Below are 25167 nucleotides of genomic sequence, written 5' to 3' on the forward strand. Positions count from 1 at the left end.
GGCGGCGCGGCGCGCCGCCGCACGGCGGCCCGTCGCCCGCCCGCCGTCCGGGCGTGCGGCCTGGGGGCCGGTCCCGGCCGGCGGCGGCTCGGGCCGCCCGCCGCACGCTCACTACGTCGTACCCAACGCGCCCGGCGCCGACGGTGCCGCACCGCCGGAACGATTCGCCAACCGCCCATCGCGGGACCGCAGTCCTTCATGTACCTTCTCGTCGTGGATGGCTCGAATCCTGACGCTGCGTCGAGGGAGGGAATCCCCTCCGGGTGTGCCATTGTCTTTGTGCTCTTCGGTCTTGTCTTCGTACTCGCTGGCGTCCGATGGATTGGGCCTGCACTGCAGGCCGCGAAGGGTGAAGGAATCCGTGGCACATTGACGATCGAGACAAGGAACTGCCGCAAGGGATGCGACTGGAGCGGCGAGTTCGTGTCCAGCGATGGGCGGCTTCGAGTCGCCGACGTGCACACCGATGATTTGAACCACAAAACGCAGGTAGGCGATCGCGTTGCTGTCCTGTACGTAGGAGACAAGGCATATGCGCCTGAAGGGTCCACCGAGTGGCTCGGCTGGGTCGTTGCCATGCTCGTCGGGGTCGCAATCATGGGATGGATGATCTGGGTCTGGCGGTTCTCCGGTCGATCCTGAGCAGTTGCCGGCAGAAATAGCTGCGAGGACCATCGACGGGGCCGTTCAGCCAGCGGTACCACCTCGGTTGACAGCAGTTGCCTCCGGCGGGGGGCCTCGGCTCCGGGATGATCGCCCGCGCGTCGGCCGAGGCCGTAGCTGGCTGAGGTGGAGACCTGATCATCCCGCCCGCCACGACCCAGGCAAGCCCAGCAGACCGGCTCCTACGGCTCAAGCCCGTCTGTCCCCTGGCGTCCAATTGCCGAGGAACGGCGACCGGCTGACGTACACGCGAAGACGGGCTTGCGCCTCCGTCCCCGGCCCGCTGCCGCTCCGCGGTGGGTCGAGGCAGACGGGATGATCAGAGGGGCGAGGCGTGCGCGTCCGCACAGGAGCACCCCTGATCGCGTGCCCCGAGCGTGCCCTAAGTCAGGGTCAGACACGGGGAATCAGGGGTACTCACGGATCATGAAACGAAGAAGCCCCCGACCTGCATCGCTGCTGGTCAGGGGCCACTTTTCCTGCTGGTGGCAGGTCCAGGGTTCGAACCTGGGTAGGCTGAGCCGACGGTTTTACAGACCGCTCCCTTTGGCCACTCGGGCAACCTGCCTTGTCTTCCGCTCGCTGCGGCGACAGGTAGAAGAATAGCGGACTTCCCGGGTGGACGTGACATGGGTTCCGGCTCGGCCCTCAGCCGCCGCAGGGCCCCCGGAAACCCGGGAGCGGGCGCGGCGGCTCACGGGCCATAGTGGGACGGTGATCAGACAGGCTGAGCCGGAGGATCTCGCGGCCCTGGCGGAGATCGAGAGGGCGGCGGACGGGATGTTCGTGCCGCTCGGCATCGTCTTCCCGCCGGGCACCACGGTCGTCGAAGAGTGCGACGATCCCAGGCGTGTCATCGTGGCCGGCCGGCCGCCCATGGGGTTCGCCCTGCTCGGAGTGGTCGACGGCCTCACCCACCTCGAACAGATCGCCGTACACCCCGATCACGGCAACCGGGGGATCGGGACCCGGCTCCTCGATGCCGTCTCCACAGCGGCCGCACAGGCCGGTACTGCGGCGGTGACGCTGACGACGTTCCGGGACGTTCCGTGGAACGCCCCCTGGTACGCCCGGCGCGGCTTCCACGTCGTACCACCCCACGAGTGGGGGCCGGAGCTCACCGCACTGGTCGAGCACGAACGGGCCCTCGGCATAGAGGCCGCGCCCCGCGTCGTGATGAGGAAAGACCTCTGATCACACCGGGGCCCACTAATCTCGAAGGGCAACGGAGAGAGGACACGGACACCGATGGCCGACAGCAGTTTCGACGTGGTGAGCAAGATCGACCGGCAGGAGGTCGACAACGCCCTGAACCAGACGGTCAAGGAGGTCGGGCACCGCTTCGACTTCAAGGGTACGGGCGCGAGCATCTCCTGGTCGGGGCAGAAGGACATCGAGATCAAGGCGAACAGCGAGGAGCGGGCCAACGCGGTTCTCGACGTCTTCAAGGAGAAGATCGTCAAGCGCAACCTGTCCCTCAAGATCCTGGACGCGGGCGAGCCGAAGCTGTCCGGCAAGGAGTACCGCCTGGTGGTGTCCCTCAAGGAGGGCATCGACCAGGAGAACGCCAAGAAGATCTCCAAGCTCATCCGGGACGAGGGCCCGAAGGGCGTGAAGGCGCAGATCCAGGGCGACGAGCTCCGGGTCAGCTCCAAGAAGAAGGACGACCTCCAAGAGGTGATCTCCCTGCTCAAGGGCAAGGACCTCGACATCGCCCTTCAGTTCGTCAACTATCGGTGACTCCCGTCACATCCGCACAACCAGTACAAGGCCCTGACCTGCGGGTTCAGGGCCTTCGTCATTTCCGGCAGACCCCCCGACCATGACCATTTGGTTGCCCGAAGCAACGATCAGGATATGATTGCTTAGGGTAACTAAGTTTGATCACACGGGGAAGGACTTCGATGGCGAATGCGATGACGCGGGAGACGCCGCCAGGCACGGCGGCCCCCGCGATGACGCACCGGGAGATCCTGGAGGCGCTCTCGGGCCTGATGCTGGGGATGTTCGTCGCGATCCTGTCGTCGACCGTCGTGTCGAACGCGCTCCCCACGATCACGGCGGAACTGCACGCGGACGAGACGACGTACACCTGGGTGATCACCGCGACGCTGCTCGCGGCAACGGTCTCGACGCCGATCTGGGGCAAGCTGTCCGACCTGTTCAGCAAGAAACTGCTCATCCAGCTCGGGCTGATCGTGTACGTGATCGGCTCCGCGATCGCCGGTCTGTCGCAGAACCCCGCAATGCTGATCTCGGCGCGGGTGGTGCAGGGTCTGGGCGTCGGCGGCCTCACCGCGCTGTCCCAGGTGATCATGGCGGCGATGATCTCGCCGCGAGAGCGGGGGCGCTACTCGGGTTACCTGGGCGCGGTGTTCGCCGTCGCCACGATCGGCGGCCCGCTCATCGGCGGGCTGATCGTCGACACCTCGTGGCTCGGCTGGCGCTGGTGCTTCTATGTCGGCGTGCCGTTCGCGATCCTCTCGCTGATCGTGCTGCAGAAGACCCTCCACCTGCCGGTGCTCAAGCGCGACGTGCGCATCGACTGGGGCGGCGCGGTCCTCATCGCCGCCTCGGTCTCCCTGCTGCTGATCTGGGTGTCGTTCGCGGGCAACAAGTACGACTGGTTGTCGTGGCAGACCGGCGCGATGGTCGGCGGGGCCGTCGTGCTCGCGGCGCTGTTCCTCCTGGTGGAGTCGAAGGCCAGCGAGCCCATCGTCCCGCTGCGCCTGTTCAGGATGCGGACGGTCAGCCTCGCCGTGGTCGCCAGCGTGCTGGTCGGCGTGGGCATGTTCGGCGCGACGACCTTCCTGAGCCAGTACTTCCAGCTCGCCCGCGGCGAGACGCCCACGGTGGCCGGCCTCATGACGCTGCCGATGATCCTGGGCCTGGCCATCTCCTCCACGGTCTCCGGGCAGATCATCACCCGCACCGGCCACTGGAAGGTCTTCCTGGTCTCCGGCGCGTTCTTCCTTACCGCCGGGTTCGCGCTGATGGGCATGCTGCGGTACGACACCGACTACTGGCTCGTCGCGATATTCATGTTCTGCATCGGCGTCGGCATCGGCATGAGCCAGCAGAACCTCGTGCTCGCCGTGCAGAACCAGGTGCGGGCGGAGGACCTCGGCGCGGGCAGTTCCGTGGTCGCGTTCTTCCGTTCCCTCGGCGGTGCGATCGGCGTGTCGGCGCTCGGCGCCGTGATGGTCAACCGCGTGAAGAACTACCTGGAGGAGGGCCTGGCCGCGCTGGGCGTCAAGGGGACCGGCGGCGACAGCGGCGCGATTCCCAAGCTGTCCGCGCTGCCCGCCCCGATCCGCACCGTCGTCGAGAGCGCGTACGGCCACGGTGTCGGCGACCTGTTCCTCTACGCCGCGCCGATCGCCTTCCTGTCGCTGATCGCCGTGCTGTTCATCAAGGAGGTCCCGCTGCGGACCAGCGCGATCACCGTCCGCGCCGACGCGCCGGAGACCGACGAGACCCTCGACCCCGAGATCGCCCGCCAGCGCAACGGCGCCGTGACCGGACGCCACGCCCAGCGAGACAGGCAGGAGCGCGACCGGCAGCGGCCGATCACGGCCGAGGCCGAGTTCGCCTCGCCGAACGGCCACGCCGCCACGCAGCCCCTGAGCGCCCAGCCCCTGAACGCACAGGTCCTCACCGCCACGCAGGCCCAGCCGTACGCCGCGGTCGCGACGGAGACGCACGGCCCGGGCGGGATGGACGGCGTGGAGATCCGCGGATTCGTCAAGGGCCAGGACGGCGTGCCCGTGGGCCGCGCCACGCTCACGCTGATCGACGTGCGCGGCCACCAGCTCGGCCGTACGGTCACCCGGGACGACGGGGGCTACGCGCTCCAGACGCCGGCCGGCGGGACGTACGTGCTGATCGCGTCGGCGGGCGACCGGGAGCCGCAGGTCGCGACGCTGGTCGTGGGCGACCAGCCGGTCGACTTCGACATGGTGCTCGCGGCCTCTGGCCGGCTCGTCGGCACCGTACGCGGCATCGACGGGACGCCGGTCGCCGAGGCGGTGGTCGTGGTAACCGACGTGCGCGGCGAGGTCGTGGCCACGAGCTCGACCGACGCCGAGGGCGGCTTCTCCTTCTCCGGCATCGCGGCCGGCACCTACACGCTCACGGTCAGCGGCGCGGCGTACCGTCCGGCCGCCGTCCCGATCGAGGTGCTGGGCACGGGCCAGACCCGGCACGACGTCGTGCTGCTGCCCGGCGCGCGGGTGCGGGGCACGGTCCGCGTCAAGGACGGCGTGCCGCTGGCCGACGCCAGGGTCACGCTGCTCGACGCCGCGGGCAACGTGGTGGGCGTGGCGACCACCGGCGAGGACGGCGAGTACGCCTTCACCGACCTGACCGGCGGGCAGTACACCATCGTCGCGAGCGGCTACCCGCCCGTGGCGAGCACGCTGAACCTGGGCGGCCAGGGCGACGAGCCGTACGACGTGTGGCTGGGACACGAGCGATGAGCGTCTCCGAGACGGTCCCCAGGGGATTGCACGCCCTGGTCAGGAGCAAGGACGGCTGGGCCGTCCAGCACGCGGTCGTCACGGTGACGGACACGACCGGCCACCAGGTGGCGCGGGCGGAGGCGGACTCCGACGGGCAGGTCGTCACCGCCCCGCTGCCGCCGGGCGTCTACACGGTGGTCGCGACGGCGATCGGCTACGCGCCTGCCGCGTCCACCGCGATCGCGACCGCCTCGGGCGCCGCCGAGGCCGGCACGCTGGTGCTGGCCCGGCAGGGCGGCACCGAGCTTCCGCCGCCCGGCGTGTGGACGATCGACCCGGAACACTCGAAGATCTCGGCCACGGCCCGGCACCTCGGCCTCAGCAGCGTGCAGGGACGGTTCACCGAGTTCTCGGGCCGGATCGAGATGGGCGCCACTCCGGAGGAGTCGTCCGTGGTCGCCGAGATCGTCGCCGAGTCCATCGACACGGGCAGCCGGATGCGCGATGATCACCTGCGATCCGCGGACTTCCTCGACGTCCCGGTGCACCCGGTGATCACGTACCGGAGCACCGGGCTGTCGCCGGCGGGCCCGGACCGGTGGACGGTGCACGGCGTGCTGACGCTGAGCGGCGTCAGCCGCCCGGTCGATCTCGACATGACCTACCTGGGCACGGGCCCGGACCTGTGGGGCGGGCTGCGGGCGGCCTTCCGCGCGGTCACGGAGTTGCGCCGCGAGGACTTCGCCATGACCTACAACCAGGTCGTCCAGGCGGGAATCTCGCTGATCGGCGCGACACTGAAAGTAGAGCTGGACATCCAGGCGGTGCGCGGGTAGACCCCCTGCCACACGCAGTCAGGAGGAGGCAGGCCATGACGGAGGCGGAGATCGCTCCCCGACCGCCCACGGCCGGCGAACGCGAGGCGTACTGCGCGGTCGAGCGGCAGCTCGCCATCCTGCTGCGGCGCGCCAAGGCGTTCTCCGCCGGGATGGGGCGCAAGGTGCATCCCGAGCTGGACCCCGGCGCGTACGGCCTGCTGGTCCGCATCGACCAGAGCTCGCCGATGCGGTCCAGCGACCTGGCCGCCTACCTGCGGGTCGGCCGGGCGACGATCAGCCGCCAGCTCAAGGTGCTGGAGGAGCTGGGGCTGATCAGCCGCAGCCCCGACCCCGAGGACGGACGGGCCCACCTGCTGGCCCTCACTCCCGAGGGCAGCAGGCGGCTCGACGACGCGCGGTCCGCCCGCGAGGGCCAGCTGCGCACGCTGCTGGCCGCCTGGCCGGAGGAGGACGTACGGCTGCTCGCGCGGATGCTCGAACGGTTCAACATGCTGACCGAGGGCATGCATCCGTGACACCAGAGGTCACAGGCGTTACTGCCTCCGTTCCATGCGGTGGCCAAACCGTCATAAGGGACGCTTAAACTGCGCCTCAGACGTTTTCGCACCACAGCAAGGAGGCCGGTGTGGCTCCCTGGTCCACCTATCGGAAAGCGGCGAGCATCGGGGCGGTGGCGCTGGCGGCGGCGCTGACCGTCACCGCCTGCGGGAGCGACTCCGCCGGCTCGGGCACGGCGACGGCCTCGGCCGCCCCCGGCGGTGTCGCCCTCGTGAACGCCGGAAAGATCACAACCTGTACGAACATTCCGTACGAGCCGTTCCAGTTCAACCAGGGCGGCAAGGTCGTCGGGTTCGACGTGGACATCGTCGACCTGGTCGCGAAGAAGCTGGGCGTGACCCAGGACATCGTGGACATCGACTTCGCTGCGATCAAGAGCGGTGCCGCGTTGAACGCCCGCAAGTGCGACGTGGCCGCCGCCGGCATGACGATCACGCCGGAGCGGCAGCAGAACCTGCTCTTCTCCGAGCCGTACTTCGACGCCACCCAGGCGCTGATGGCCAAGAAGGGCAGCGGGGTCACCTCCCTGGACGACGTCAAGGCCAAGAACCTCAAGCTGGGCGCGCAGGCGTCCACGACCGGCCTCGACTACGTCAAGAAGCAGGGCCTCGACCCGATCGAGTTCGCCGACTCGCCCAAGGAGCTGCTCGGCCTGCAGACCGGCCAGGCGGACGTGATCGTGCAGGACCTCCCGGTCGTGCTGACGTGGCTGAAGAAGCCCGACATCGGCGCCAAGTTCGAGCAGGTCGCCAGCCTCGACACCGGTGAGCAGTACGGCATCGGCATGAAGAAGGACAACACGGCGCTCAAGAAGGTCGTCGACGAGGTCCTCGCCGCCGCCAAGTCCGACGGCACCTACAACGCGATCTACAAGAAGTGGTTCGGCACCGAGCCCGGCGGCACGTCCGGCGGCGGTTCGGGTGCCGAGACCGGAACCGAGTCGCCCGCCGCCGGATCATGAGTGTTGTGAGCGAGCAGCAGGCGCCCTCCCCGGCTGAGCCCCGCAAGGGGCTCAGCCCGCGCAAGAAGCAGCGCATCAGCCGGGTCATCCAGTACGCCGTGCTGGTGGTGATCCTCGTCGTCCTGGTCGCGCTGGCCGACTGGAAGGCGATCGGCGAGTCGTTCTTCAACCTCGACGTCGCCGGCAAGGGCCTGCCCGAGCTGTTCACGGTGGCGTTGCGCAACACCGTGATCTACACGCTGTCGGGCTTCGTCCTCGGCTTCGTCCTGGGTCTGGTGCTGGCCCTGATGCGGCTGTCCTCGGTCGCGCCCTACCGGTGGGTGTCGGCGATCTACATCGAGATCTTCCGCGGTCTGCCGATGCTGCTCATCTTCCTGATGATCGGCAGCCTCCCGCTGGCGTTCCCCGGCTTTGAACTGCCCGGCGGAGTGTACGGCAGCGCCGCGCTGGGGCTCGGCGTTGTCTCGGCGGCGTACATGGCGGAGAACTTCCGGGCGGGCATCCAGGCGGTGCCGAAGGGGCAGATGGAGGCGGCGCGGTCGCTCGGCATGCCGCACATGCGGGCGATGGTCTCGATCGTCATCCCGCAGGCGATCCGGATCGTGCTGCCGCCGCTCACCAACCAGCTCGTCACGCTGCTGAAGGATTCCTCGCTGGTGCTGATCCTCGGCGTCACGGCCGCCCAGGTGGAGCTGGCGAAGTTCGGCAACGACGAGTCCTCCACGTACGCCAACCCCACACCGATCCTCGCGACCGGTCTGACGTACCTGCTGATCACGATTCCCCTCGGGTACGTCGCGAGGCGGCTGGAAGCGCGTCAGGGAGCGGGCCGATGAGCACCGTCGAGATCAAGAACCTGCACAAGTCGTTCGGCAGCCTGGAAGTGCTGCGCGGCATCGACTTCACGGTCGAGAGCGGCCAGGTCGTGTGCGTGATCGGGCCGTCCGGCTCGGGCAAGTCCACGCTGCTGCGCTGCGTGAACCTGCTGGAGCAGCCGACCTCCGGCACGGTGGTCGTGGACGGTGTCGACCTGACCGACCCCGACGTCGACATCGACGCCGCCCGGCGGCACATCGGCATGGTGTTCCAGCAGTTCAACCTGTTCCCCCACCTGACCGTGCGGCGCAACGTCACGATCGCCCAGGAGCGGGTGCTCAAGCGGAGCAAGGGCGAGTGCGACCGCGTCGCCCGGGAGAACCTGGAGAAGGTCGGCCTCATCGAGAAGATCGACGCCTACCCGCCGCAGCTGTCCGGCGGCCAGCAGCAGCGTGTGGCGATCGCCCGCGCGCTCGCCATGAACCCCTCGCTGATGCTGTTCGACGAGCCGACCTCGGCGCTCGACCCCGAACTGGTCGGCGACGTGCTGTCGGTCATGCGGAAGCTCGCGGAGGACGGCATGACCATGCTGGTCGTCACCCACGAGATGGGATTCGCCCGCGAGGTCGCCGACCGCGTGGTGTTCATGGACGGCGGCGTGATCGTCGAGGACGGGCCGCCGCAGCAGGTCATCGCCGACCCGAAGCACGAGCGGACCCGCGAGTTCCTGAGCCGCGTGCTGCACCCCGGCGTCTGACGCCCGGAGCGCCCCCTTCGTGGAACAATGACGTACTTCGACAAGGGGGATGGACGGGGTGGGCGCGCTCTCGGAGCAGGTGCGGGCGGCGATCGCGAGCAACGTGCGGCACGCGCGGCACACGCGCGGGCTCAGCATCCGCGACCTGGCGGACCGCTCCGGCTTCAGCAAGGCGCTGCTGTCGCAGATCGAGCGCGGCCTGGCCAACCCCACGGTCGAGGTGCTGGCGGGGCTGGCCGAGGCGCTCGGCCTGTCCTTCGCCGACATCACCCGAACGCCGCTGTACGAACCGCAGGTGATGCGCCGGGCCGGCGACGACGCGGCGCGCACCCTGCTCAGCTCCCTCGACCGGCGGCGCTTCGAGCTGTACGAGACGCCGCTGCCGCCGGAGCACGCCCACGAGAGCGCGCCGCACGGGCGAGGGTCGGAGGAGTTCGTCTACGTCCTGTCCGGCTCGGTGACCCTGGAGGTCGCCACGTACGAGGTCAGGCTCGAGGCGGGAGACGCCGTGCGGTTCTCGGCGGAGGCCGAGCACGGCTACCGGACCGGCGCGGAGCCGGCTCGGCTGCTGACGCTCGTCTCGATGCCCTCCGACTGATCGACTACCGGGAAAGCGCGATCATGCTCCGGTAGCTCGGCCGGCCATACCACGCGAGCCGGTCCAGCGTCGCGGCGGGCAGCGGCAGGTCGAGCGCGTCGAGGTAGGTCTCCCCCAGGTGGGCGTCCGTCCAGGGGTCGTTGACGTGGAAGACGTCCCCGTCCACCCCGTGGACGGCGATCCAGTGGGGGCAGCTCTCGTCGTGCATGCCGAGTTGCTCGATCAGCACGAGCGCCACCCCGCCGTCCTCGACCACCGCGCGGAGCCGGTCGAGGTCGAAGGCGACGGTCTCCACGCCGATGCCCCGGTGGGCCAGCTCGGCCCGGAACCCCGTCTGGATGAAGCGCCTCAGCTCACGCTCCTCGTCCGTACGGCACAGCTCCAGCAGGGTCGGAGCCTCGGTGGACAGCAGCACCTCCGGCCTGACGCCCCGGCCGGCCGCGGCGAGCGCGAGGCCCAGCGGGTCGCAGCCGGCCACGGTCGTCGCCTCGCGCCACAGCCGCAGTTCCTCCTCGCGGGAGGGCTCGCCCCCCAGCCCCAGCCCGGCCAGGGCCATCTGCAGCGCCACGGGCCCGCAGGTGAAGTCGGTGGTCTGGCGCATGTACGGCAGCGCCCGCGCGGGGGGCCGGTCGCGCCAGCGCACCTGCCCATAGCCGGTCTCTGAGCCTGTTTCCGGGCCGCCGACGACCGGGCCCGCCCAGGTGGGCACCGGCACCTCCCGGTAGCCCCGGCCGAGCGAGCGTTCCCATGCCGCGTCCCGCGCCGCGAACCACCGCTTGACCGCCACCGCGCCCTCCCGCCAGGCGCGCTCCTCGATCGTGCGCACGAGCGTGTCGGCGAGCGCGTCGTCGGACGCCCACACGTCCACGATCTTCCGGTAGGCGGTGAGCGGCCGGTGCACCTCGAAGGCGGCCCCGGCGAGCGTCCCGTCCTCCGTACGGGCCGTGACGAGCGTGCGCACCTGCACGCCGCCCGCGAGCCTCCAGCGGCGCAGCAGGCCGGCGGGCACGGCGTCGAGTCCGTCGGCGACGGAGGCCACGTCCCCCGTCACGGGCAGCACGTCGACGCGTAGTTCGGTCATCAGGATCTTCACTCCGCTCGGGTCGCCGCCGGCACGGACGCCAGCAGCCGTTGGGTGTACTCGTGGGTGGGAGCGCCGAGCACGCCGCCGACCGGCCCGGTCTCGACGACCCGGCCGCGGTGCATGACGTACACGCGGTCGGCGACCTGCCGTGCGACGGCCAGGTCGTGGGTGATGAACAGCAGGGTCAGCCCCAGGTCGCGGCGCAGGTCCGACAGCAGGTTGAGCACCTGCGCCTGGACCGAGACGTCGAGCGCCGAGACGGGCTCGTCGCAGACCAGCACCTCGGCGCCCGGAGCGAGGGCCCGCGCGATCGCCACGCGCTGGCGCTCGCCGCCCGACAGCGCGCGGGGCCTGCGCCGGGCGTACGCCGCGGGCAGGCCGACCAGGTCGAGCAGGGCGGGCACCTCCGACCGGGGACGGCCCGCCGCCCTGAGCGCCTCGGCCAATGAGGCGCCGACGGTGAGACCCGGGTTCAGCGCGGAGTACGGGTCCTGGAACACGTACTGCACCCGCCTCGGGCCGGTGGCCAGGCCGCCGAACTCGACGCTTCCTCCGTCGGCCCGTTCGAGGCCGACCACGCACCGCGCGAGCGTGGTCTTGCCGGAGCCGGACTCGCCGACCACCGCGACCGCCTCCCCCGCCGCGACCTCCAAGTCGACCCCGTCGAGCGCCGGCGCGGCCGAGCCGGGGAACCGCTTGGTCAGCCCGCGCACGGTCAGCAGCGCAGGCGATGGGCCCTCCTCCGGATGAAGGGCCGCAGCGGAAGGCGCGGCGACGGGGCGCACGTCCGAGGGCCGCACGCACGCCGCCGCATGCCCGTGCGCTACTTCCGCCAGGGCGGGCTCGGCCGTACGGCACGCCTCGACCGCCAGATCGCACCGGTCCGCGAAGGCGCAGGCGCCGCCCACCGCGTACGGCCGGGGCACCGAGCCGGGGATCGTCGGCAGCGCCGGCAGGCGGTGGGTGACGGGCGGGTCGCAGGCCGCAAGCCGCGCCGTGTAGGGGTGCGCGGGCCGGTCCATCACCTCGGCCGCCGGCCCCTCCTCGACGAGCCGCCCGGCGTACATCACCATGATCCGGTCGGCCCTGGCCCGGGCGAGCCGCAGGTCGTGGGTGATCAGGATGAGGCCCATCCGACGCGCCCGCTGCAGCCCGGCGACGAGTTCGAGGACCTCGTGCTGGGTGGTCACATCCAGGGCCGTGGTCGGCTCGTCCGCGATCAGCAGGCCGGGACCGGCGGCCAGCGCGGCGGCGATCGCCACCCGCTGGCGCATGCCGCCGGAGAGCTGGAAGGGGTATCGCTCGGCCACCTCGGCGGGCAGCCCCACCTCGGCCAGCAGGCGGGCGACCCCGGCGGCGCGCCCGGCGCGCGGCAGCGCCCAGCCGATCTGCTCGCCGCAGCGGTGCACCGGCGACAGCGAGGTGAACGGGTCCTGGAGCAGCAGGGCGATCCGCGATCCCCGGATGCGCTGCCAGGGCGTACGTGCCGCGGCCAGGTCGTAGGCCTGCCCGGACAGCTCCAGCCGTCCGGTTGCGTGCACGCCTTCGGGCAGCAGGCCGGTCAGCGCCCTGGCGGTCATCGACTTGCCCGAGCCGGACTCGCCGACGATCGCCACGGTCTCCCCGGGCGCCACCGTCAGGTCGATCCCCGTGACGAGGACACCCGCCGCCGAGGTCACCCGTACGTCGCGGGCGTCGAGTAGCGGATTCACCGAACCTTTTCTCATCGGGCCACCACTCTGCGGTCGAGCAGCTCGGACAGCCAGTCGCCGAGCAGGTTCACCGCGGTGGCGGTGAGGATGATCAGCACGCCGGGCACGACGGCCGCCAGCGGATTGTCGCCCAGCAGCGCGCGCCCGTCGGCGAGCTGGCGTCCCCAGTCCGGCGCTCCGGGCGGCACGCCGAGCCCGAGGTACGACAACGAGGACAGCGCGACCAGCGCGAACGCCACGTTGAGCAGGAGGTTGGCGACCACGATCGGCACGATGTTGGGCGCGATGTGCCGGAACATGATCCGCGTCGGCCGGATCCCGAGGATCTTGGCCGACTCGATATAGGGCCGGGGCGTCTGCTCCATCACCGCTCCCCGCACGAGCCGCACGTCGGACGGTGAGAACAGCACGATCAGCACGGCGACCGTGACCCAGTAGCCGCGCCCCACGAGCCCGGCGACCACGATGGCCAGCAGCACGGACGGCAGCGCCAGCAGCAGGTCGGCGTAGCGGCCCGCCAGCATGTCCACGACCCCGCCCCGGTAGCCCGCGAAGGTCCCGAGCAGGACCCCGATCACCATCGACCCCACGGCGACCACGATCGGACCGGCCAGCGCCGAGCGGGCGCCCGCGAGCGAGAGTTGCAGGATGTCGCGGCCGAGCTGGTCGGTGCCGAACAGGTGGCCCTCGACGCCCGCGCCGACCACGCCCAGGTAGACGTCCTGGTCGAGGGCGTGCGGCGCGAGCAGTTCCCGCCCCGCCGCGCACACCGCGACGGCCGCGAGCACGACGGCGGACAGGATCGCCACGACCGGCGGCCGCCTCTTCGTCCTCCGCTTCGTCGATTTCATCGCCGCACCGCCCTGGCGCGCACGCGCGGGTCGATCGCGAGGTACGACAGGTCCACGGCGAGCGCGGTCACCGACACGACCAGCGCGACGACGAGCGTCAGCGCCTGCACCACGGGGATGTCCTTGAACAGCACCGACTCCTCCATCAGCGAGCCGAGCCCGGGCAGCGCGAAGGTGACCTCGATCAGCACGGTCCCGCCGAACAGGTAGGCCACCATCAGGCCGAGGCTGGTCACGATGGGGATCGCCGCGTTGCGCAGCACGAGGCGCAGCACCCGTCGCTCGGACAGGCCGCGTCCCCGGGCGAACGTCACGTAGTCCTGGTCCAGCTCCCGGATGACCGCCGCCCTGGTCAGCTTCACGACGAAGGCGCCGAGCCCGCACGCGAGCGCCACCGCCGGGAGGACGAGATGCCAGAGGGCGTCGAGGAACCCCTCTCCGGTGCCGTAGACGGGGAACCAGCCCAGCCCCAGGGCGAAGACGTACAGCAGGATCAGGCCCACCGCGAAGCCGGGCGCGCTGACGCCGACGACCGAGGCCGCCACGATCACCCGGTCGAGCGGCCGGCCGCGCCGTACGGCGGTGGCGATCCCGGCCGGGACACCGGCCAGGACCGACAGCAGGAACGCCAGCCCGGCCGTGGCCGCCGTGACACCGGTCCGGTCGAGCAGCAGCGGCCCGACCTGCCCGCCCGTACGGATGGACGTGCCGAAGTCGCCGGTCACCGCGTGGGACAGCCACCACCAGTACTGCGCGATGAACGGCTCGTCCAGATGGTGCAGCTCGCGGATCCGGGCCAGGGCCTCCGGCGTGACGTTGCGGGTGCCCAGCAAATTGCGGGCGACGTCGCCGGGGGCGAGGTACAGGAGCGCGAAGACCAGCAGCGACAGCGCGAGCAGCAGCGCGAGCGTCGCGACGGCCCGGCGCAGCGCGAAGGCGAGGACGGGCCTGTTCACTGTGCTGCCTTCATTGGGCCGCGTAGACCTGGCCCGGCCAGTCGGCCAGCAGCGTGTAGGAGGTGTAGTCCCTGACACCGATCGCGCTGCCGAACGCGGTCGCCGCCTGGCCCCACCACAGCGGCAGGTACGCGAGGTCGGCGGCCTGCGCGGTCTGGGCCTCGATCAGCAGATCGGCCCTCTTCGCCGGGTCGGCCTCGGCGGTGGCCTTCGCCATCGTGGCGGTGATCGTGGCGTTGGCGTACTTGGCGGGGTTGCCCTCGCCGAGGAACCAGCTCGCGAGCTCGCCGGGGTCGCCGGTGGTGTTGAAGTACCACATGTAGCTCAGCGGCGGGAACCCGTTCAGCTCGGCCAGCCACTGTTCGATCGGCAGTTCCTTCACCTCGAGCGTGATGCCGATCTTCTTCAGGTCGGCGGCGAACGCCTGCGCGGCCGTTCCCAGGTGCGGGCCGGTGTTCGGGTAGGACAGGCTCGCGCTGAACCCGTTCGGCACCTTCGACTGCGCCAGCTCCTGCTTCGCCTTCTCCAGGTCGTACGCGTACTGGGGGACGGCGGCGAGCCGCCGCGTCGCCTCCTGCGGCGTCCAGAGCCCGCCGAACTGCTCGGGTGTGGACAGCGCGGTGGCGACCTGGCCCCGGCCACGCAGGATCTTGTCGACGATCGCCTCGCGGTTCACCGCATGGGCGACCGCCCGGCGGACGTGCACGTCGTCGAACGGCGCGGCCTTCGTGTTGAAGGTCAGCCCGGCGTAGGAGCGGTCGGGCGCGTAGACCACCCGGGTGCCGGCGGCGCCCTCCCACTGGCGCGACTGGGCCAGCGGCACGTTGAGCGCCATGTCGGCCTTGCCGGCCTTCCACGCCAGCAGGCGGGTGTTCTCGTCGGGCACGAACTCGAACCGGATCTTCGCGATCTTCGGCCGGGTGCCGTGCCAGGTGTCCACCCGGGAGAACTCGACGTAGGAGTCGGGGACGAACCCCGTGACCTTGTACGGCCCGGTCCCGACGGGGAGCGACTGCGGGGTGCCGAACCCGCTCTTCGCGTTCTCCCAGGCGGCCTTGGGGGCGATCCACAGGGCGTCGGCGTTCGACGGAAGCCACGCGAACGCCACGTCGGCGGCCTTGGCGGTCAGGGTGATCTCGGCGTCCCCGGTCTTCTCGGCCTTCTCCAGGTTCGCCCAGTAGGCGGCCGTCGCGGGCGACACCTTCGCGTCCCTGGCCATCTCGATCGAGTGCAGCACGTCGTCGGCGGTCACCGGAGTGCCGTCGTGGAACCGGGCGTCCGGGCGGAGCCGGTAGACGTAGGTGGTCGGCGACGTGCGCTCGACGCTCGACGCCAGGGCGGGGACGACCTTTCCCGAGGTGTCGACGCCGACGAGCCCCTCCATGCAGATCCCGGCGACGTAGTAGTTGAGGATGCCCGACTCCTGCCCGGGATACAGGTTCGACAGCGAGCCGGGCAGCGACACCCGGAGCACGTCGATCTCCTTGCCGGTGTCCGTGCCGGCGGCGGCGCTTCCGCTCGACGCCTTCGAGCCGGCCGGTGACGACGGCGCCGCGCCGCAGGCCTCCAGCAGCGCCACGGCCGACAGCACGGTCATGCCGGTGACCGCTGTCCTGAGGAATCCCCGGCGGGTGTGGACGCCGCGCTCGTCCGTTTCTGCCATGCCACGCCTTCCCTGTGACCTGGCTTGTCTACCAAGTCGCCCCAAATGGATAGAAGCAGTAAACACCACGGAAGGCCGGATCTTCCATCCCTTTCCCGACCGAATGTGTAGAGATCTTGGCGTGGCCTATTCGTGACAGAACCTTCCGCCGCCGCACCGCATCTATCCAGGCGAGACGAAAGGAAGCCCGATGAGAAAACCCGCGATCCTCGCCCTCTCGGCGGCGGCCACCATGGCGCTGACCGCCCTCGCCGGCGCCGCCCAGGCACAGGCGCGTACGGGAGCCGCCACCGCCACCGCGTCCTCCTCCGCGTCCACCGTCCGGTACGCCTGGCTGAACTCCTGCAAAAAGAAGGACGGCTACCTCCCCTGCGGCTCGTGGCGCCTCACGCTCCGCAACGGCCGTGACAGCGTGTTGACCGACGCCCAGGTGTTCCCGCGCACGGCGAAGGGGAAGATCGACAAGCAGTCGTACACACCCCTGTCGGTCAGCGGCGACGGCCGCCAGGTGTCGTACTTCCGGAAGAAGGACGGCATGCTCGTCGTCCGCGACGTGACCATGAACAAGGTCCGCGCGCTCCCCCCCTCGGTGTCGAAGCTGCCCAAGGGCATCGGCATGGGGGACCTCACCACGTCCCTGTCGCGGGACGGCGGCCTGCTGACGATCGACTACTACGACGATGACGACAAGATGCCGTCTCTCGTCGTGAACGTCCGTACCGGGAAGGTGCGCAAGATCCCGGCCGACGCGTCGGTGGTGGGCTTCAGCCCCGACGGCAAGCACCTGCTCGTCTCCCGTGGGACCGCCGAGAACACCACCCAGTTCAGCGTGTACGACCAGGACGGGCGGCGGACGAACACCCAGGTCGTGCCGCAGGTCGTGGCCAACAACAGCCCGATGGCGCTCGCCGACGACGGCTCCTCCGTGGCGGTGCTGATCACCACCGCGTCCGCGAAGCAGCGGCTGCGGGTGTACGACCTCTCGGAAGACACCGTGGGCGATGCCGTGGACGTACGCGTTCCCAAGAACGAGTCGGCCAAGCGCCTGGAGTGGACCCCCGACGGCGGCCTCAAGCTCTGGGAGACCCTGGACTCGGCGAAGACCGGCGAGACCTACCGCGTCGTCGTGCGCAGCCTCGACACCGACACGGGCGCCACCGCCAAGCTGGACTCCTTCCGGGTGAAGCCCAGCGTGTGGACCTGGTGGCTGCCCGGCGAATGATCCGGGTCATCGAACGGCAAGGTCCACGAGAAGCTCGCCGGCCCGCGTCACCGCCGGTAGCCGGCCATCCGCTCCAGACGGGCGATCCGCGCGGCGACCGGCGGGTGGGTCGCGAACAGCCTGCCGATCCGGGTGCCCCGGAACGGATTGACGATCATCATGTGACCGGCGGAGGCGAGCCTGCCGTTCTCCGGGAGCGGCAGCCTGCGGACCTCCATCTCGATCTTGCGCAACGCGGAGGCGAGGGCCAGCGGGTCACCGGTCAGCCGTACGCCCGCGTCGTCGGCCGCGAACTCTCGCGAGCGCGCGATCGCCATCTGGATCATCGTGGCCGCGACCGGGCCGAGGATCATCACGAGAATGGCGCCGAGGAACCCCGGCCCCTCGTCGTCGTCCGAGCCGAAGAACAGGCCGGCGTATCCGAAGTACGTGATCATCGTGGCGAGCGCGCCCACGACCGAGGAGATCAGGATGTCCCGGTTGTGGATGTGCGACAGCTCATGGCCGAGCACGCCCTTGAGTTCGCGCTCGTCCAGCAGCCCGAGGAGGCCGTGCGTGACGCACACCACCCCGTCACGCGGGTTGCGCCCGGTCGCGAACGCGTTGGGCTGCATCGTCGGGGACACGTACAGGCGGGGCATGGGCGCGCGGGCCTCGGTGCACAGCTCGCGGACGACGCGGTAGAGGATCGGCTGTTCCACCTCCGCCACGGGCCGAGCGCGCATGGCCGACAGCGCGATCCTGTCGGCGCAGAAGTAGGCGACCCCGCTGACCGCGAGGGCGACCACGACCGCGATCCGGGCACCCGTGCCACCCCCCAGCCAGGCCCCGGCAACCAGGAGCAGCGAGGACAGCGCCCCCAGCAGGACCGCGGTGCGCAGGCGGTTGTGGTGCACGCCTCCTCCTCCCAGCTCGGTGTGTCCAGCTCGGTGCGTCCGGCTCGGTGTGTCCGGCTCGGTGCGTCCGGCTCGGTGCGTCCAGCCCTACCAACGCGTATGGCCTGGACGAACGTTCCCCGTGACGCGCCTCACCCTGAGACCGACAGCACCACCTGCGGGGCGACGGAGAAGACCACGGTGACGGCGAGCGTGACGGCGACGGCGACCCCCGCCGCCGCCCTCGTCGAGACCGTACGGCTCGCGCCCGCCGCGGGCGGCGTGAACAGTCGCGCGGTCCAGGCGATGTAGTAGTACAGCCCGGCCACCGTGTTGGCCGCCATGACCAGGGCCAGCCAGCCGAGCCCGCCGTCCACGACGGCCCGGAAGATCACGATCTTCGCGAACAGGCCGGCGAGCCCGGGCGGCAGCCCGGCCAGGCAGACGAGGGCGAAGGCGAGGGACAGCCCGGCGGCCGGGCTCCGCAGCGCCAGCCCCCGGTACGCCTCCAGGTCCTGGCCTTCGGGCAGCCGCGCCACCAGCAGGACCACCGCGAAGGCGATCAGGTTCATCGCGGCGTAGAAGACGAGGTAGGCCACCGACGCGCCGACGGCCGCGCGGGGTGCGACGGCGTAGACGGCCAGCGGCGCGAGGATGTAGCCCGACTGCGCCACCGACGACCAGGCCAGCAGCCGGACGGCCGCACGCTGCCGCATCGCGAGGACGTTGCCCGCCGTCATGGTCAACGCGGCGACGACCGCCACTCCGGGCGCCCACAGCGCCACCTTCCCCGGCAGCGCGGACGTCAGCAGCAGAATCAGCCCGGCGAAGCCCGACGCCTTGGACACCACCGACAGCAGCGCCGCGACCGGGACCGGGGCGCCCTGGTAGACATCTCCCGCCCAGAAGTGGAACGGCACTGCGGCGATCTTGAACGCGAAGCCGGCCACCACCAGCACGATCGCCGCCGCAGTGACCTGGGCCATGTCCCCGGCCGTCCGCAGGGCGGCGTCGATCCGGTCGAGGTGGACCGAGCCGGTCACCCCGTAGAGCAGCGAGACGCCGAACAGTGTGATCGCGGTGGAGACCACGGAGACCAGGAAGAGCTTGAGGGCCGCCTCGGAGGCGCGGCCGTCATGGCGCCTGAGCGCGGTCAGCGCGAAGACCGGCAGCGACACCAGTTCCAGCGACACGACCAGCATGATGAGATCACGGGAGGCAGGCAGCAGGACCGCCCCGGCCAGCGTGGCCAGCAGCAGGAAATACCACTCCCCGGCCGGAATCCGGCTGGGTTCTGCGGGCCCGGCGTCGCGTCCTGCGGCGATCTCCGTCATCGACAGCAGCACGACGACCACCCCGGCGGCCAGCACGACCGCCGCGATGACCAGGGAGAAGCGGTCCACGACGAACGAGCACGACGCCGAGGCGGCCGGGCCCGCAGGCTCGCCGCCGAGGGAGGCGGGGACGCAGAACGTGCGCCGTGTCCCACCGCCCGCGGCCTGGACGGCCACCACGGCCAGGGCGGCGACCAGGCCGCCGAGGGTGACGAGACCGAGCACCCGCGCCCCGCCGGGGCGGGCCGGCAGGAACGCGTCGAGCAGCAGCACGAGCCCGGCGACCAGCGCGAGGAGCAGCGGCGCCGCCACGGCGGCGTAGTCGATGGACTGGATCACCCCGCCCGTCATGGCGCCACGCCCGATCCGAGGAGCGACTGGACGGCGGGCGTGGTGACGGCGAGCAGCGCTTTCGGCCAGAGGCCGAACAGCACGATCAACGCCACCAGCGGAAGCCAGGCCGCGAGCTCGTAGACCGTCACGTCCCCGAAAGGCCGGCGCCCCCGGCCCCCCTCCGCCGCATCGGCGACGCCCAGCCCGAGGGTCCTGGCGGCACCCGTCGCACCGGGCTCTCCTTCGTCCGCCGCGGCGCTCGCGCGAGCGGTCTCCTGCTCCAGTGCGGCCACGGCGGCTCCGGTCGCGACGGGCTCGACCGGTTCCGCGCCCTCCCCCGCCTCGCTCAGCACCTCGCGCACGCCCTCTGCGGTGGCGACCGGCGGCTCAGGCGGCTCAAGAGGCCCGGCGGGGACGTTCTCGACCGCCCGGCCGTGGGTCACCCGCGACAGCATGCCCAGGAAGTAGGCCGCGGTGAGCACCGTGCCGAGCCCGCCGACGGCCATGAACACGAGGAACAGCGGCCGGGAGAGCCCGGCGGCCGGACGGAACGCGCCGAGCAGCGCGAGCATCTCCCCCCAGAACCCGGCGAGGCCGGGCAGGCCCAGCGAGGCGACGCAGGCGAAGGTCAGCAGCGACCCGATGTACGGCAGGCGGCGCAGCATGCCGCCGCCCAGCCGGACCATGTCGGCCGTGCCGTACCGCTCCTTGACGGCTCCGGCGAGGAAGAACAGCAATCCGGTGATCAGCCCGTGGGCGACGTTGGCGAACAAGGCGCCGTTCAGGCCCACCGGCGTGAGCGAGGCGAACCCGAGCAGCACGAAGCCCATGTGGCCGACGGACGAGTAGGCGATCATCCGCTTGAGATCGCGCTGGGCGAGGCAGGCGAGCGACCCGTACGCGATGCCGACCACCGCGAACGCGCCGAGCCAGGGGGTCAGGGCCGCCGCGCCCTCGGGGAGCACCGGGATCGCGATCCTGGCGAAGCCGTAGGAGCCCATCTTGAGCAGCACGCCCGCGAGCAGGACCGAGCCGACGGTCGGCGCCTCGGTGTGCGCGTCGGGCAGCCACGTGTGCAGGGGCCACATGGGCGTCTTCACCGCCAGGCCGAGACCGATGGCGAGGAACGCGAGGATCTGCGCCGACCGGGCCATGCCCGAGCCGTGGCGCCCGGCCAGCGCGACCATGTCGAGCGTGCCGGCCTGCGTCCGGACGACGAGCAGGCCGATGAGGAGGACGGCCGAGCCGAGCAGCGTGTAGAGGATGAACTTCACGGCCGCCGCCCGCCTGCCCGCGCCGCCCCACAGGGCGATCACGAAATACATCGGGACCAGCACGACCTCGAAGAACACGAAGAACAGCAGCAGGTCGAGGGCGAGGAACGTGCCGATCATGCCGACTTCGAGCACGAGCAGCGTGACGACCAGCGCGCCCGTCCGGCCGCCCGGGGGCGGGTGTCCGGCGAGGTGGACGAAGCACAGGAGCGTCAGCAGCGCGGTCAGCACGACGAGCGGCAGCGAGACGCCGTCCACGCCCAGGTGGAACCGCAGGCCGAGGCCGGGGATCCACGGCCGGTCGGTCTGCAGTTGCATTTCGGCGGGACGCGCGTGGTCGAAGACCGCGGCGAGCGCGACGGCGAAGAGCAGCACCACGGCGGAGACGGCGATGCCCCAGGCCACCGCCCTGTCCCGTACGGCCGGGGTGGCGGAGACGACGGCCCCCAGCAGCGGGACGGCCACGAGCGCGATCGGCAGCCAGCTCACGTCGTCACCACCGCTCGAAGCCGCGCTGAACCGAGCCGAGCCCGCCGCATCATGTCAGCACCACCGCCGCGACCGCGATCAGCACGAGCCCGGCCAGCAGGCCGGTGACGTAGAGCTGCGCGTTGCCGTTCTGGGCGAGCCGCACCAGGCCGGAAAGGCCGAGCGTCGCCCGGCCGGAACCGCGGACCGCGCCGTCCACCACTCGCGCGTCCGTGCGGACCACCCCCCTGGCCAGGCGCAGGACGGGCCGGGCGACCAGCGCCGCGTACGCGGCGTCGACGTAGAAGGCCCGCTCGCACGGCGCCCGGAACGGGCCGAGCAGCCGGGCGGGGTCCTGTTCGGGCGCGGCCCGCCACAGGGCGTACACGATCCCGGCGCCGAGGAGCGCGACGGCGAGGCTGACGGCAGCCGGCCCCCACTCGACCCGCACACCGGCGGCCGATCCCGCGAGGCCGAGCAGCAAGGCGGGCACGGCCAGCGCGCCGGCCGGCCACAGCATCGACGGGGGCGCCTCACGGCCGTCGAAGACGTGGGCGACACCGGGCGGCGGCTCCGCGAGCGGCTCGATCCGGGCGGGACCGAAGAACGTGCGCAGCCAGGCGCGGGCGGCGTACGCCCCGGTCACCCCCACGGTCAGCAGCGCCGACGCGTACACGAACGGCTGGGCCGGTCCCGTCCCGTGCTCGATCGCCGAGATCACCGCGTCCTTGCTGAAGAAGCCGCTCGCGGGCGGCAGCCCGGCGAGCGCGGCGAAGCCGATGGTCATCGTCCAGAACGTCACGGGAAGGGCGGTGCGCAGCCCGCCCATGTGGCTGATCAGGTTCGAGCCGACGTGGTGGATCACCAGGCCCGCGCAGAGGAACAGCAGGGCCTTGAACGCGCCGTGCGACACCAGGTGGAACATCGCCGCCCGGTCGGACCCGGCGGCCAGTGCCGCGGCCATGTAGGCGAGCTGGCTGATCGTCGAGTAGGCCAGCACGCGCTTGAGGTCGTCCTGCGCGAGCGCGGCGAGCGCGGCGCCCAGCATGCCGACGGCCGCGACCAGGCCCAGCACGTCGAGCGTGGGTGGCGCCGCGAGGAAGGCGGGATAGAGCCGGGCGACGACGAAGATCCCGGCCGCCACCATCGTGGCCGCGTGGATGAGCGCGCTGATCGGGGTGGGGCCGGCCATCGCGTCGGGCAACCAGGTCTGCAGCGGCACCTGCGCGCTCTTGCCCGCGACCCCGGCGAGCAGCAGCAGCGTCGCGGCGACCAGCGTTCCCCTGGGAATGTCGGCGCGCAGCACGTCGTCGATGCGGAAGCCGCCCGCCGCCGTGCCGAGGACGAAGATCCCGAACAGGAAGCCGACATCGCCGAGCCGGGTGACCAGGAACGCCTTGACCGCCGCTCGCGAGTTGGCCCGGTCCTCCCACCAGTGCCCGATGAGCAGGTAGGAGCACAGGCCCATGATCTCCCAGCCGACGTAGAGGACGATCAGGTCTCCCGCGTAGACCACCAGCAGCATGGCGCTGGTGAACAGGCTGACGAACGCGCTGTAGGACGGGTAGCGGGGTTCGTCCCGCATGTACCCGACCGAGTAGACCTGCACCGCCAGCGCGACCACGACGACCAGGATGCCCGCGAGCACTGACAATCCGTCGGCCCGCAGAGTCAGGGAGATCGGCACCGACCCCGTCTCGACCACCGTCAGCGTGCCCTCGGCCCGCCCGGGGAGCAGCTCCGACCAGAAGCGCCCTTCCGATACACCCGTTCCGCCCGCGAGGGCGACGGCGAGCCACACCGTGAGCGCCGCCGATGCCGCGCCCGGGGCGATCGCGAACCACGCCGCCCGCCGGTACGCCACCCGTTCCGTACGGGCGCCCGAATCTCGGGTGTGCAGATCTCGCGCGCCCAGACGGGTCGCGAGCAGCCCGGCCACGGCGGCGGCGAACAGCAGCAGGACGATCAGGGCCACCACGGCGGTCACGAGGCTCCCTCCCCATCCCGGCGCCCCGAGTCGGGTGTCCGTACGACTTCGGCGAGCGCCCGCAACCGGTCGACGTCGACGGTCCGGCGCGTGCGGAAGACGGCCAGCACGATCGCCAGCCCCAGGCCCACCTCGGCCGCGGCGATCACGATGACGAACAGCGTCAGCACCTGGCCGCCGTGCAGGCGGTCCCTGAGCCAGACGTCGAAGGCCACCAGGTTGAGGTTGACCGCGTTGAGCATCAACTCGACCGACATCAGCACGAGGATCGCGTTGCGCCGGGCCAGCACGCCGTACACACCGATGGAGAACAGCAGGGCGGAGACCACCACCGGGTAGACGACGTGCACCTCGCTCACCGCCTCCGGGCCGTCGGCCTGGTCGATAAGGTCGATAACCGAGTCATTCCCGCCCCCTGATGTCCGTACGGGACAGGACGATCGCGCCGATCAGCGCGGCGAGCAGGAGCACCGACAGCGCCTCGAACGGCAGCACCCAGGTGCGGAAGACGCTCGCCCCCAGGGGTTCTGCCGCCCCCTGCCCGGGATGGAGCGGCGCGTACGCCGTCCGGAAGCCGGTGACGACCACCGTGACGAGCACGGCGGCGGTCGCGACGGCGACCAGCGCGGCGGCCCACCGGTTGCCGGAGTCGAGGCCGGCCGAGGGCCCGATGGGCGCGCGGGTCAGCATGATGCCGAACAGCAGCAGCACCACGACCGCGCCCACGTAGATCAGCACCTGCACCCAGGCGACGAACTCGGCGGTCAGCACCAGGTAGCCGCCCGCGAGCGCGCCGAAGCAGACGACCAGCCACAGCGCCGCGTGGACGAGTTGCCTGGTCGTGACGACCAGCAGGGCCGAGCCGACGGCGACGGCGCCGAGCAGCAGGAAGACGACCTCAGGCCCCGAGGGCGGCCACAACCCCGGCGCCTGGGAGGTCATCGCTCCCCCTCGGGCCCGTCCTTCTTCTGCGCGGATGACCCGGCGTTCTTGGGCAGCGAGCCCGGCGGCCGGATGGAGCGGATGTCGCGCATGGCTCTCGGCGGCTCACGACGCGGGCGGTTCTCCGGCCCCTCCGGGGTTCCCGCCGCCGGTCGCCGCGCCGCCTCGCCCGCGTCTTCCCGCGGCGTTTCCCGCGCGGTCTCCTGTGCCGTTTCCCGCGCCGCTTGTGCCACTTCCTGTGCCACGGACGCGCCCTCGGCCGGTCCCTTCACCGGCGCGGGCGGCGCCGTACGGCGGGCCGGCGCCGGGCGGGAACCGGCCGACAGTTCCTTCGGCGACTCGGCGCCGACCTCGTGGGCCGGTGGAGGCGGCACGGTGGCCGCCCACTCGCCCAGCCTGTCTTTCTCGTGCAGAAGGTCGCGGATGTCGTATTCGGCGTACTCGAACTCGGGCGACCAGAACAGCGCGTCGAAGGGGCACACCTCGATGCAGATGCCGCAGTACATGCACAGCGAGAAGTCGATCGCGAAGCGGTCGAGCACGTTGCGGGCGCGCGGACGGCCGCCCTCGGGCGCCGGCAGGGTCTCCTTGTGGGAGTCGATGTAGATGCACCAGTCGGGACACTCGCGCGCGCAGAGCATGCAGACGGTGCAGTTCTCCTCCACCAGGGCGATCACGCCCCGGCTGCGGGCGGGCAGGTCGGGGTGGACCTCCGGGTACTGCTGCGTCTCCGACTTCCGCAGCATGTGCCGCATGGTCACGGCCAGGCCCTTGGCCAACCCTTCTCCTGGAATGCGCGCCACAGGCTCATCAT

At 71.3% G+C, this 25167-nt stretch carries 23 protein-coding genes and 1 tRNA gene; 11 read left to right on the top strand and 13 right to left on the bottom strand.

All coding sequences use genetic code 11. The annotated features are described in order from the left end of the window. Nucleotides 1–198: 198 nt before the first annotated feature. Nucleotides 199–642 (top strand): hypothetical protein, encoded by a 444-nt coding sequence (locus IL992_RS24360; protein ID WP_193205685.1) that lies wholly within the window; start codon nucleotides 199–201, stop codon nucleotides 640–642. A 504-nt stretch (nucleotides 643–1146) separates the two neighbouring features. Here IL992_RS24360 and IL992_RS24365 read toward each other — a convergent pair. Then, nucleotides 1147–1231 (bottom strand) — tRNA-Tyr (locus tag IL992_RS24365). 146 nt (nucleotides 1232–1377) lie between these two features. Between IL992_RS24365 and IL992_RS24370 the strand changes: the two genes are divergently transcribed. The 9 genes from IL992_RS24370 to IL992_RS24410 all read left to right on the top strand — a co-directional run bounded on the left by IL992_RS24370 (nucleotide 1378) and on the right by IL992_RS24410 (nucleotide 9652). Then, nucleotides 1378–1857: a GNAT family N-acetyltransferase gene (locus IL992_RS24370; protein WP_319018792.1), complete on the top strand. Its 480-nt coding sequence runs from the start codon at nucleotides 1378–1380 to the stop codon at nucleotides 1855–1857. Nucleotides 1858–1911: 54 nt separating this feature from the next. After that, nucleotides 1912–2403, top strand: a complete 492-nt coding sequence (locus IL992_RS24375; protein ID WP_079313825.1) for a YajQ family cyclic di-GMP-binding protein — start codon at nucleotides 1912–1914, stop codon at nucleotides 2401–2403. Nucleotides 2404–2567: 164 nt separating this feature from the next. After that, nucleotides 2568–5141 (top strand): MFS transporter, encoded by a 2574-nt coding sequence (locus IL992_RS24380; protein WP_193205686.1) that lies wholly within the window; start codon nucleotides 2568–2570, stop codon nucleotides 5139–5141. After that, nucleotides 5138–5959 (top strand): YceI family protein, encoded by an 822-nt coding sequence (locus IL992_RS24385; protein WP_193205687.1) that lies wholly within the window; start codon nucleotides 5138–5140, stop codon nucleotides 5957–5959. The genes IL992_RS24380 and IL992_RS24385 overlap by 4 nt, the downstream gene beginning before the upstream one ends. A 35-nt stretch (nucleotides 5960–5994) precedes the next feature. Continuing rightward, nucleotides 5995–6477 (top strand): MarR family winged helix-turn-helix transcriptional regulator, encoded by a 483-nt coding sequence (locus IL992_RS24390; RefSeq protein WP_079313828.1) that lies wholly within the window; start codon nucleotides 5995–5997, stop codon nucleotides 6475–6477. Between the two features lie 110 nt (nucleotides 6478–6587). Next, nucleotides 6588–7481: an ABC transporter substrate-binding protein gene (locus IL992_RS24395; RefSeq protein WP_193205688.1), complete on the top strand. Its 894-nt coding sequence runs from the start codon at nucleotides 6588–6590 to the stop codon at nucleotides 7479–7481. Beyond that, nucleotides 7478–8317 (top strand): amino acid ABC transporter permease, encoded by an 840-nt coding sequence (locus IL992_RS24400; protein WP_193205689.1) that lies wholly within the window; start codon nucleotides 7478–7480, stop codon nucleotides 8315–8317. Before IL992_RS24395 ends, IL992_RS24400 begins: the two co-directional genes overlap by 4 nt. Next, nucleotides 8314–9054, top strand: a complete 741-nt coding sequence (locus IL992_RS24405) for an amino acid ABC transporter ATP-binding protein (protein WP_193205690.1) — start codon at nucleotides 8314–8316, stop codon at nucleotides 9052–9054. The genes IL992_RS24400 and IL992_RS24405 overlap by 4 nt, the downstream gene beginning before the upstream one ends. A 58-nt stretch (nucleotides 9055–9112) precedes the next feature. Next, entirely contained in the window at nucleotides 9113–9652 is a 540-nt protein-coding gene (locus IL992_RS24410) for a helix-turn-helix domain-containing protein (RefSeq protein ID WP_193205691.1), read from the top strand. Between the two features lie 4 nt (nucleotides 9653–9656). On the opposite strand, the gene IL992_RS24415 is transcribed toward IL992_RS24410, so the two are convergent. From IL992_RS24415 to IL992_RS24435, 5 genes are read right to left on the bottom strand one after another with little or no spacing between them, the layout of a single operon-like run. Continuing rightward, complete coding sequence (locus IL992_RS24415; protein WP_193205692.1) at nucleotides 9657–10733, bottom strand: peptidase C39 family protein; 1077 nt, start codon at nucleotides 10731–10733, stop codon at nucleotides 9657–9659. An 8-nt stretch (nucleotides 10734–10741) separates the two neighbouring features. Continuing rightward, nucleotides 10742–12463: an ABC transporter ATP-binding protein gene (locus tag IL992_RS24420; RefSeq protein WP_193205693.1), complete on the bottom strand. Its 1722-nt coding sequence runs from the start codon at nucleotides 12461–12463 to the stop codon at nucleotides 10742–10744. Continuing rightward, nucleotides 12460–13299 carry an ABC transporter permease gene (locus IL992_RS24425; RefSeq protein ID WP_193205694.1) on the bottom strand — a complete coding sequence of 280 codons (840 nt, stop codon included), beginning with the start codon at nucleotides 13297–13299 and terminating at the stop codon, nucleotides 12460–12462. The genes IL992_RS24420 and IL992_RS24425 overlap by 4 nt, the downstream gene beginning before the upstream one ends. Next, nucleotides 13296–14255, bottom strand: a complete 960-nt coding sequence (locus IL992_RS24430; RefSeq protein WP_193205695.1) for an ABC transporter permease — start codon at nucleotides 14253–14255, stop codon at nucleotides 13296–13298. The genes IL992_RS24425 and IL992_RS24430 overlap by 4 nt, the downstream gene beginning before the upstream one ends. Nucleotides 14256–14265: 10 nt before the next feature. Next, nucleotides 14266–15918, bottom strand: a complete 1653-nt coding sequence (locus IL992_RS24435; RefSeq protein WP_193205696.1) for an ABC transporter substrate-binding protein — start codon at nucleotides 15916–15918, stop codon at nucleotides 14266–14268. A gap of 190 nt (nucleotides 15919–16108) precedes the next feature. Between IL992_RS24435 and IL992_RS24440 the strand changes: the two genes are divergently transcribed. Then, nucleotides 16109–17140, top strand: a complete 1032-nt coding sequence (locus IL992_RS24440) for a hypothetical protein (protein ID WP_193205697.1) — start codon at nucleotides 16109–16111, stop codon at nucleotides 17138–17140. Nucleotides 17141–17187: 47 nt separating this feature from the next. Here the strand turns inward: IL992_RS24440 and IL992_RS24445 are convergent, their stop codons facing one another. From IL992_RS24445 to IL992_RS24475, 7 genes are all read right to left on the bottom strand, one after another. After that, nucleotides 17188–18036, bottom strand: coding sequence for a M48 family metalloprotease (locus IL992_RS24445; RefSeq protein ID WP_193205698.1), 849 nt, complete (start codon nucleotides 18034–18036; stop codon nucleotides 17188–17190). Nucleotides 18037–18167: 131 nt separating this feature from the next. Next, on the bottom strand, nucleotides 18168–19700 hold the full coding sequence (locus IL992_RS24450; RefSeq protein ID WP_226873681.1) for an NADH-quinone oxidoreductase subunit N: 1533 nt from the start codon (nucleotides 19698–19700) through the stop codon (nucleotides 18168–18170). Continuing rightward, the gene (locus IL992_RS24455) at nucleotides 19697–21445 is read right to left on the bottom strand and encodes a complex I subunit 4 family protein (protein WP_193205699.1); all 1749 of its coding nucleotides are present in this window, start codon (nucleotides 21443–21445) and stop codon (nucleotides 19697–19699) included. Before IL992_RS24455 ends, IL992_RS24450 begins: the two co-directional genes overlap by 4 nt. Nucleotides 21446–21494: 49 nt before the next feature. Beyond that, nucleotides 21495–23411, bottom strand: coding sequence for an NADH-quinone oxidoreductase subunit 5 family protein (locus IL992_RS24460; RefSeq protein WP_193205700.1), 1917 nt, complete (start codon nucleotides 23409–23411; stop codon nucleotides 21495–21497). Continuing rightward, nucleotides 23408–23761 carry an NADH-quinone oxidoreductase subunit NuoK gene (gene nuoK, locus IL992_RS24465; protein ID WP_193205809.1) on the bottom strand — a complete coding sequence of 118 codons (354 nt, stop codon included), beginning with the start codon at nucleotides 23759–23761 and terminating at the stop codon, nucleotides 23408–23410. Before nuoK ends, IL992_RS24460 begins: the two co-directional genes overlap by 4 nt. A 52-nt stretch (nucleotides 23762–23813) precedes the next feature. Beyond that, a complete protein-coding gene (locus IL992_RS24470; RefSeq protein ID WP_193205701.1) occupies nucleotides 23814–24353 on the bottom strand; it encodes an NADH-quinone oxidoreductase subunit J family protein in 540 nt (179 codons plus the stop codon). Beyond that, a complete protein-coding gene (locus IL992_RS24475; RefSeq protein WP_226873682.1) occupies nucleotides 24350–25132 on the bottom strand; it encodes a NuoI/complex I 23 kDa subunit family protein in 783 nt (260 codons plus the stop codon). The genes IL992_RS24470 and IL992_RS24475 overlap by 4 nt, the downstream gene beginning before the upstream one ends. Between the last annotated feature and the right edge of the window lie 35 nt (nucleotides 25133–25167).

This window comes from Microbispora sitophila (genome assembly GCF_014892245.1).
Classification (GTDB): domain Bacteria; phylum Actinomycetota; class Actinomycetes; order Streptosporangiales; family Streptosporangiaceae; genus Microbispora; species Microbispora siamensis.

Excerpts from the sequence above, each read along its gene's own strand:
- IL992_RS24425 (WP_193205694.1), bottom strand. The coding sequence starts at position 13,299 with ATGAAATCGACGAAGCGGAGGACGAAGAGGCGGCCGCCGGTCGTGGCG.
- IL992_RS24435 (WP_193205696.1), bottom strand. The coding sequence starts at position 15,918 with ATGGCAGAAACGGACGAGCGCGGCGTCCACACCCGCCGGGGATTCCTC.
- IL992_RS24450 (WP_226873681.1), bottom strand. The coding sequence starts at position 19,700 with ATGACGGGCGGGGTGATCCAGTCCATCGACTACGCCGCCGTGGCGGCG.
- IL992_RS24440 (WP_193205697.1), top strand. The coding sequence starts at position 16,109 with ATGAGAAAACCCGCGATCCTCGCCCTCTCGGCGGCGGCCACCATGGCG.
- IL992_RS24415 (WP_193205692.1), bottom strand. The coding sequence starts at position 10,733 with ATGACCGAACTACGCGTCGACGTGCTGCCCGTGACGGGGGACGTGGCC.
- IL992_RS24380 (WP_193205686.1), top strand. The coding sequence starts at position 2,568 with ATGGCGAATGCGATGACGCGGGAGACGCCGCCAGGCACGGCGGCCCCC.
- IL992_RS24385 (WP_193205687.1), top strand. The coding sequence starts at position 5,138 with ATGAGCGTCTCCGAGACGGTCCCCAGGGGATTGCACGCCCTGGTCAGG.
- IL992_RS24400 (WP_193205689.1), top strand. The coding sequence starts at position 7,478 with ATGAGTGTTGTGAGCGAGCAGCAGGCGCCCTCCCCGGCTGAGCCCCGC.
- IL992_RS24375 (WP_079313825.1), top strand. The coding sequence starts at position 1,912 with ATGGCCGACAGCAGTTTCGACGTGGTGAGCAAGATCGACCGGCAGGAG.
- IL992_RS24390 (WP_079313828.1), top strand. The coding sequence starts at position 5,995 with ATGACGGAGGCGGAGATCGCTCCCCGACCGCCCACGGCCGGCGAACGC.
- IL992_RS24405 (WP_193205690.1), top strand. The coding sequence starts at position 8,314 with ATGAGCACCGTCGAGATCAAGAACCTGCACAAGTCGTTCGGCAGCCTG.
- IL992_RS24420 (WP_193205693.1), bottom strand. The coding sequence starts at position 12,463 with ATGAGAAAAGGTTCGGTGAATCCGCTACTCGACGCCCGCGACGTACGG.
- IL992_RS24470 (WP_193205701.1), bottom strand. The coding sequence starts at position 24,353 with ATGACCTCCCAGGCGCCGGGGTTGTGGCCGCCCTCGGGGCCTGAGGTC.
- IL992_RS24360 (WP_193205685.1), top strand. The coding sequence starts at position 199 with ATGTACCTTCTCGTCGTGGATGGCTCGAATCCTGACGCTGCGTCGAGG.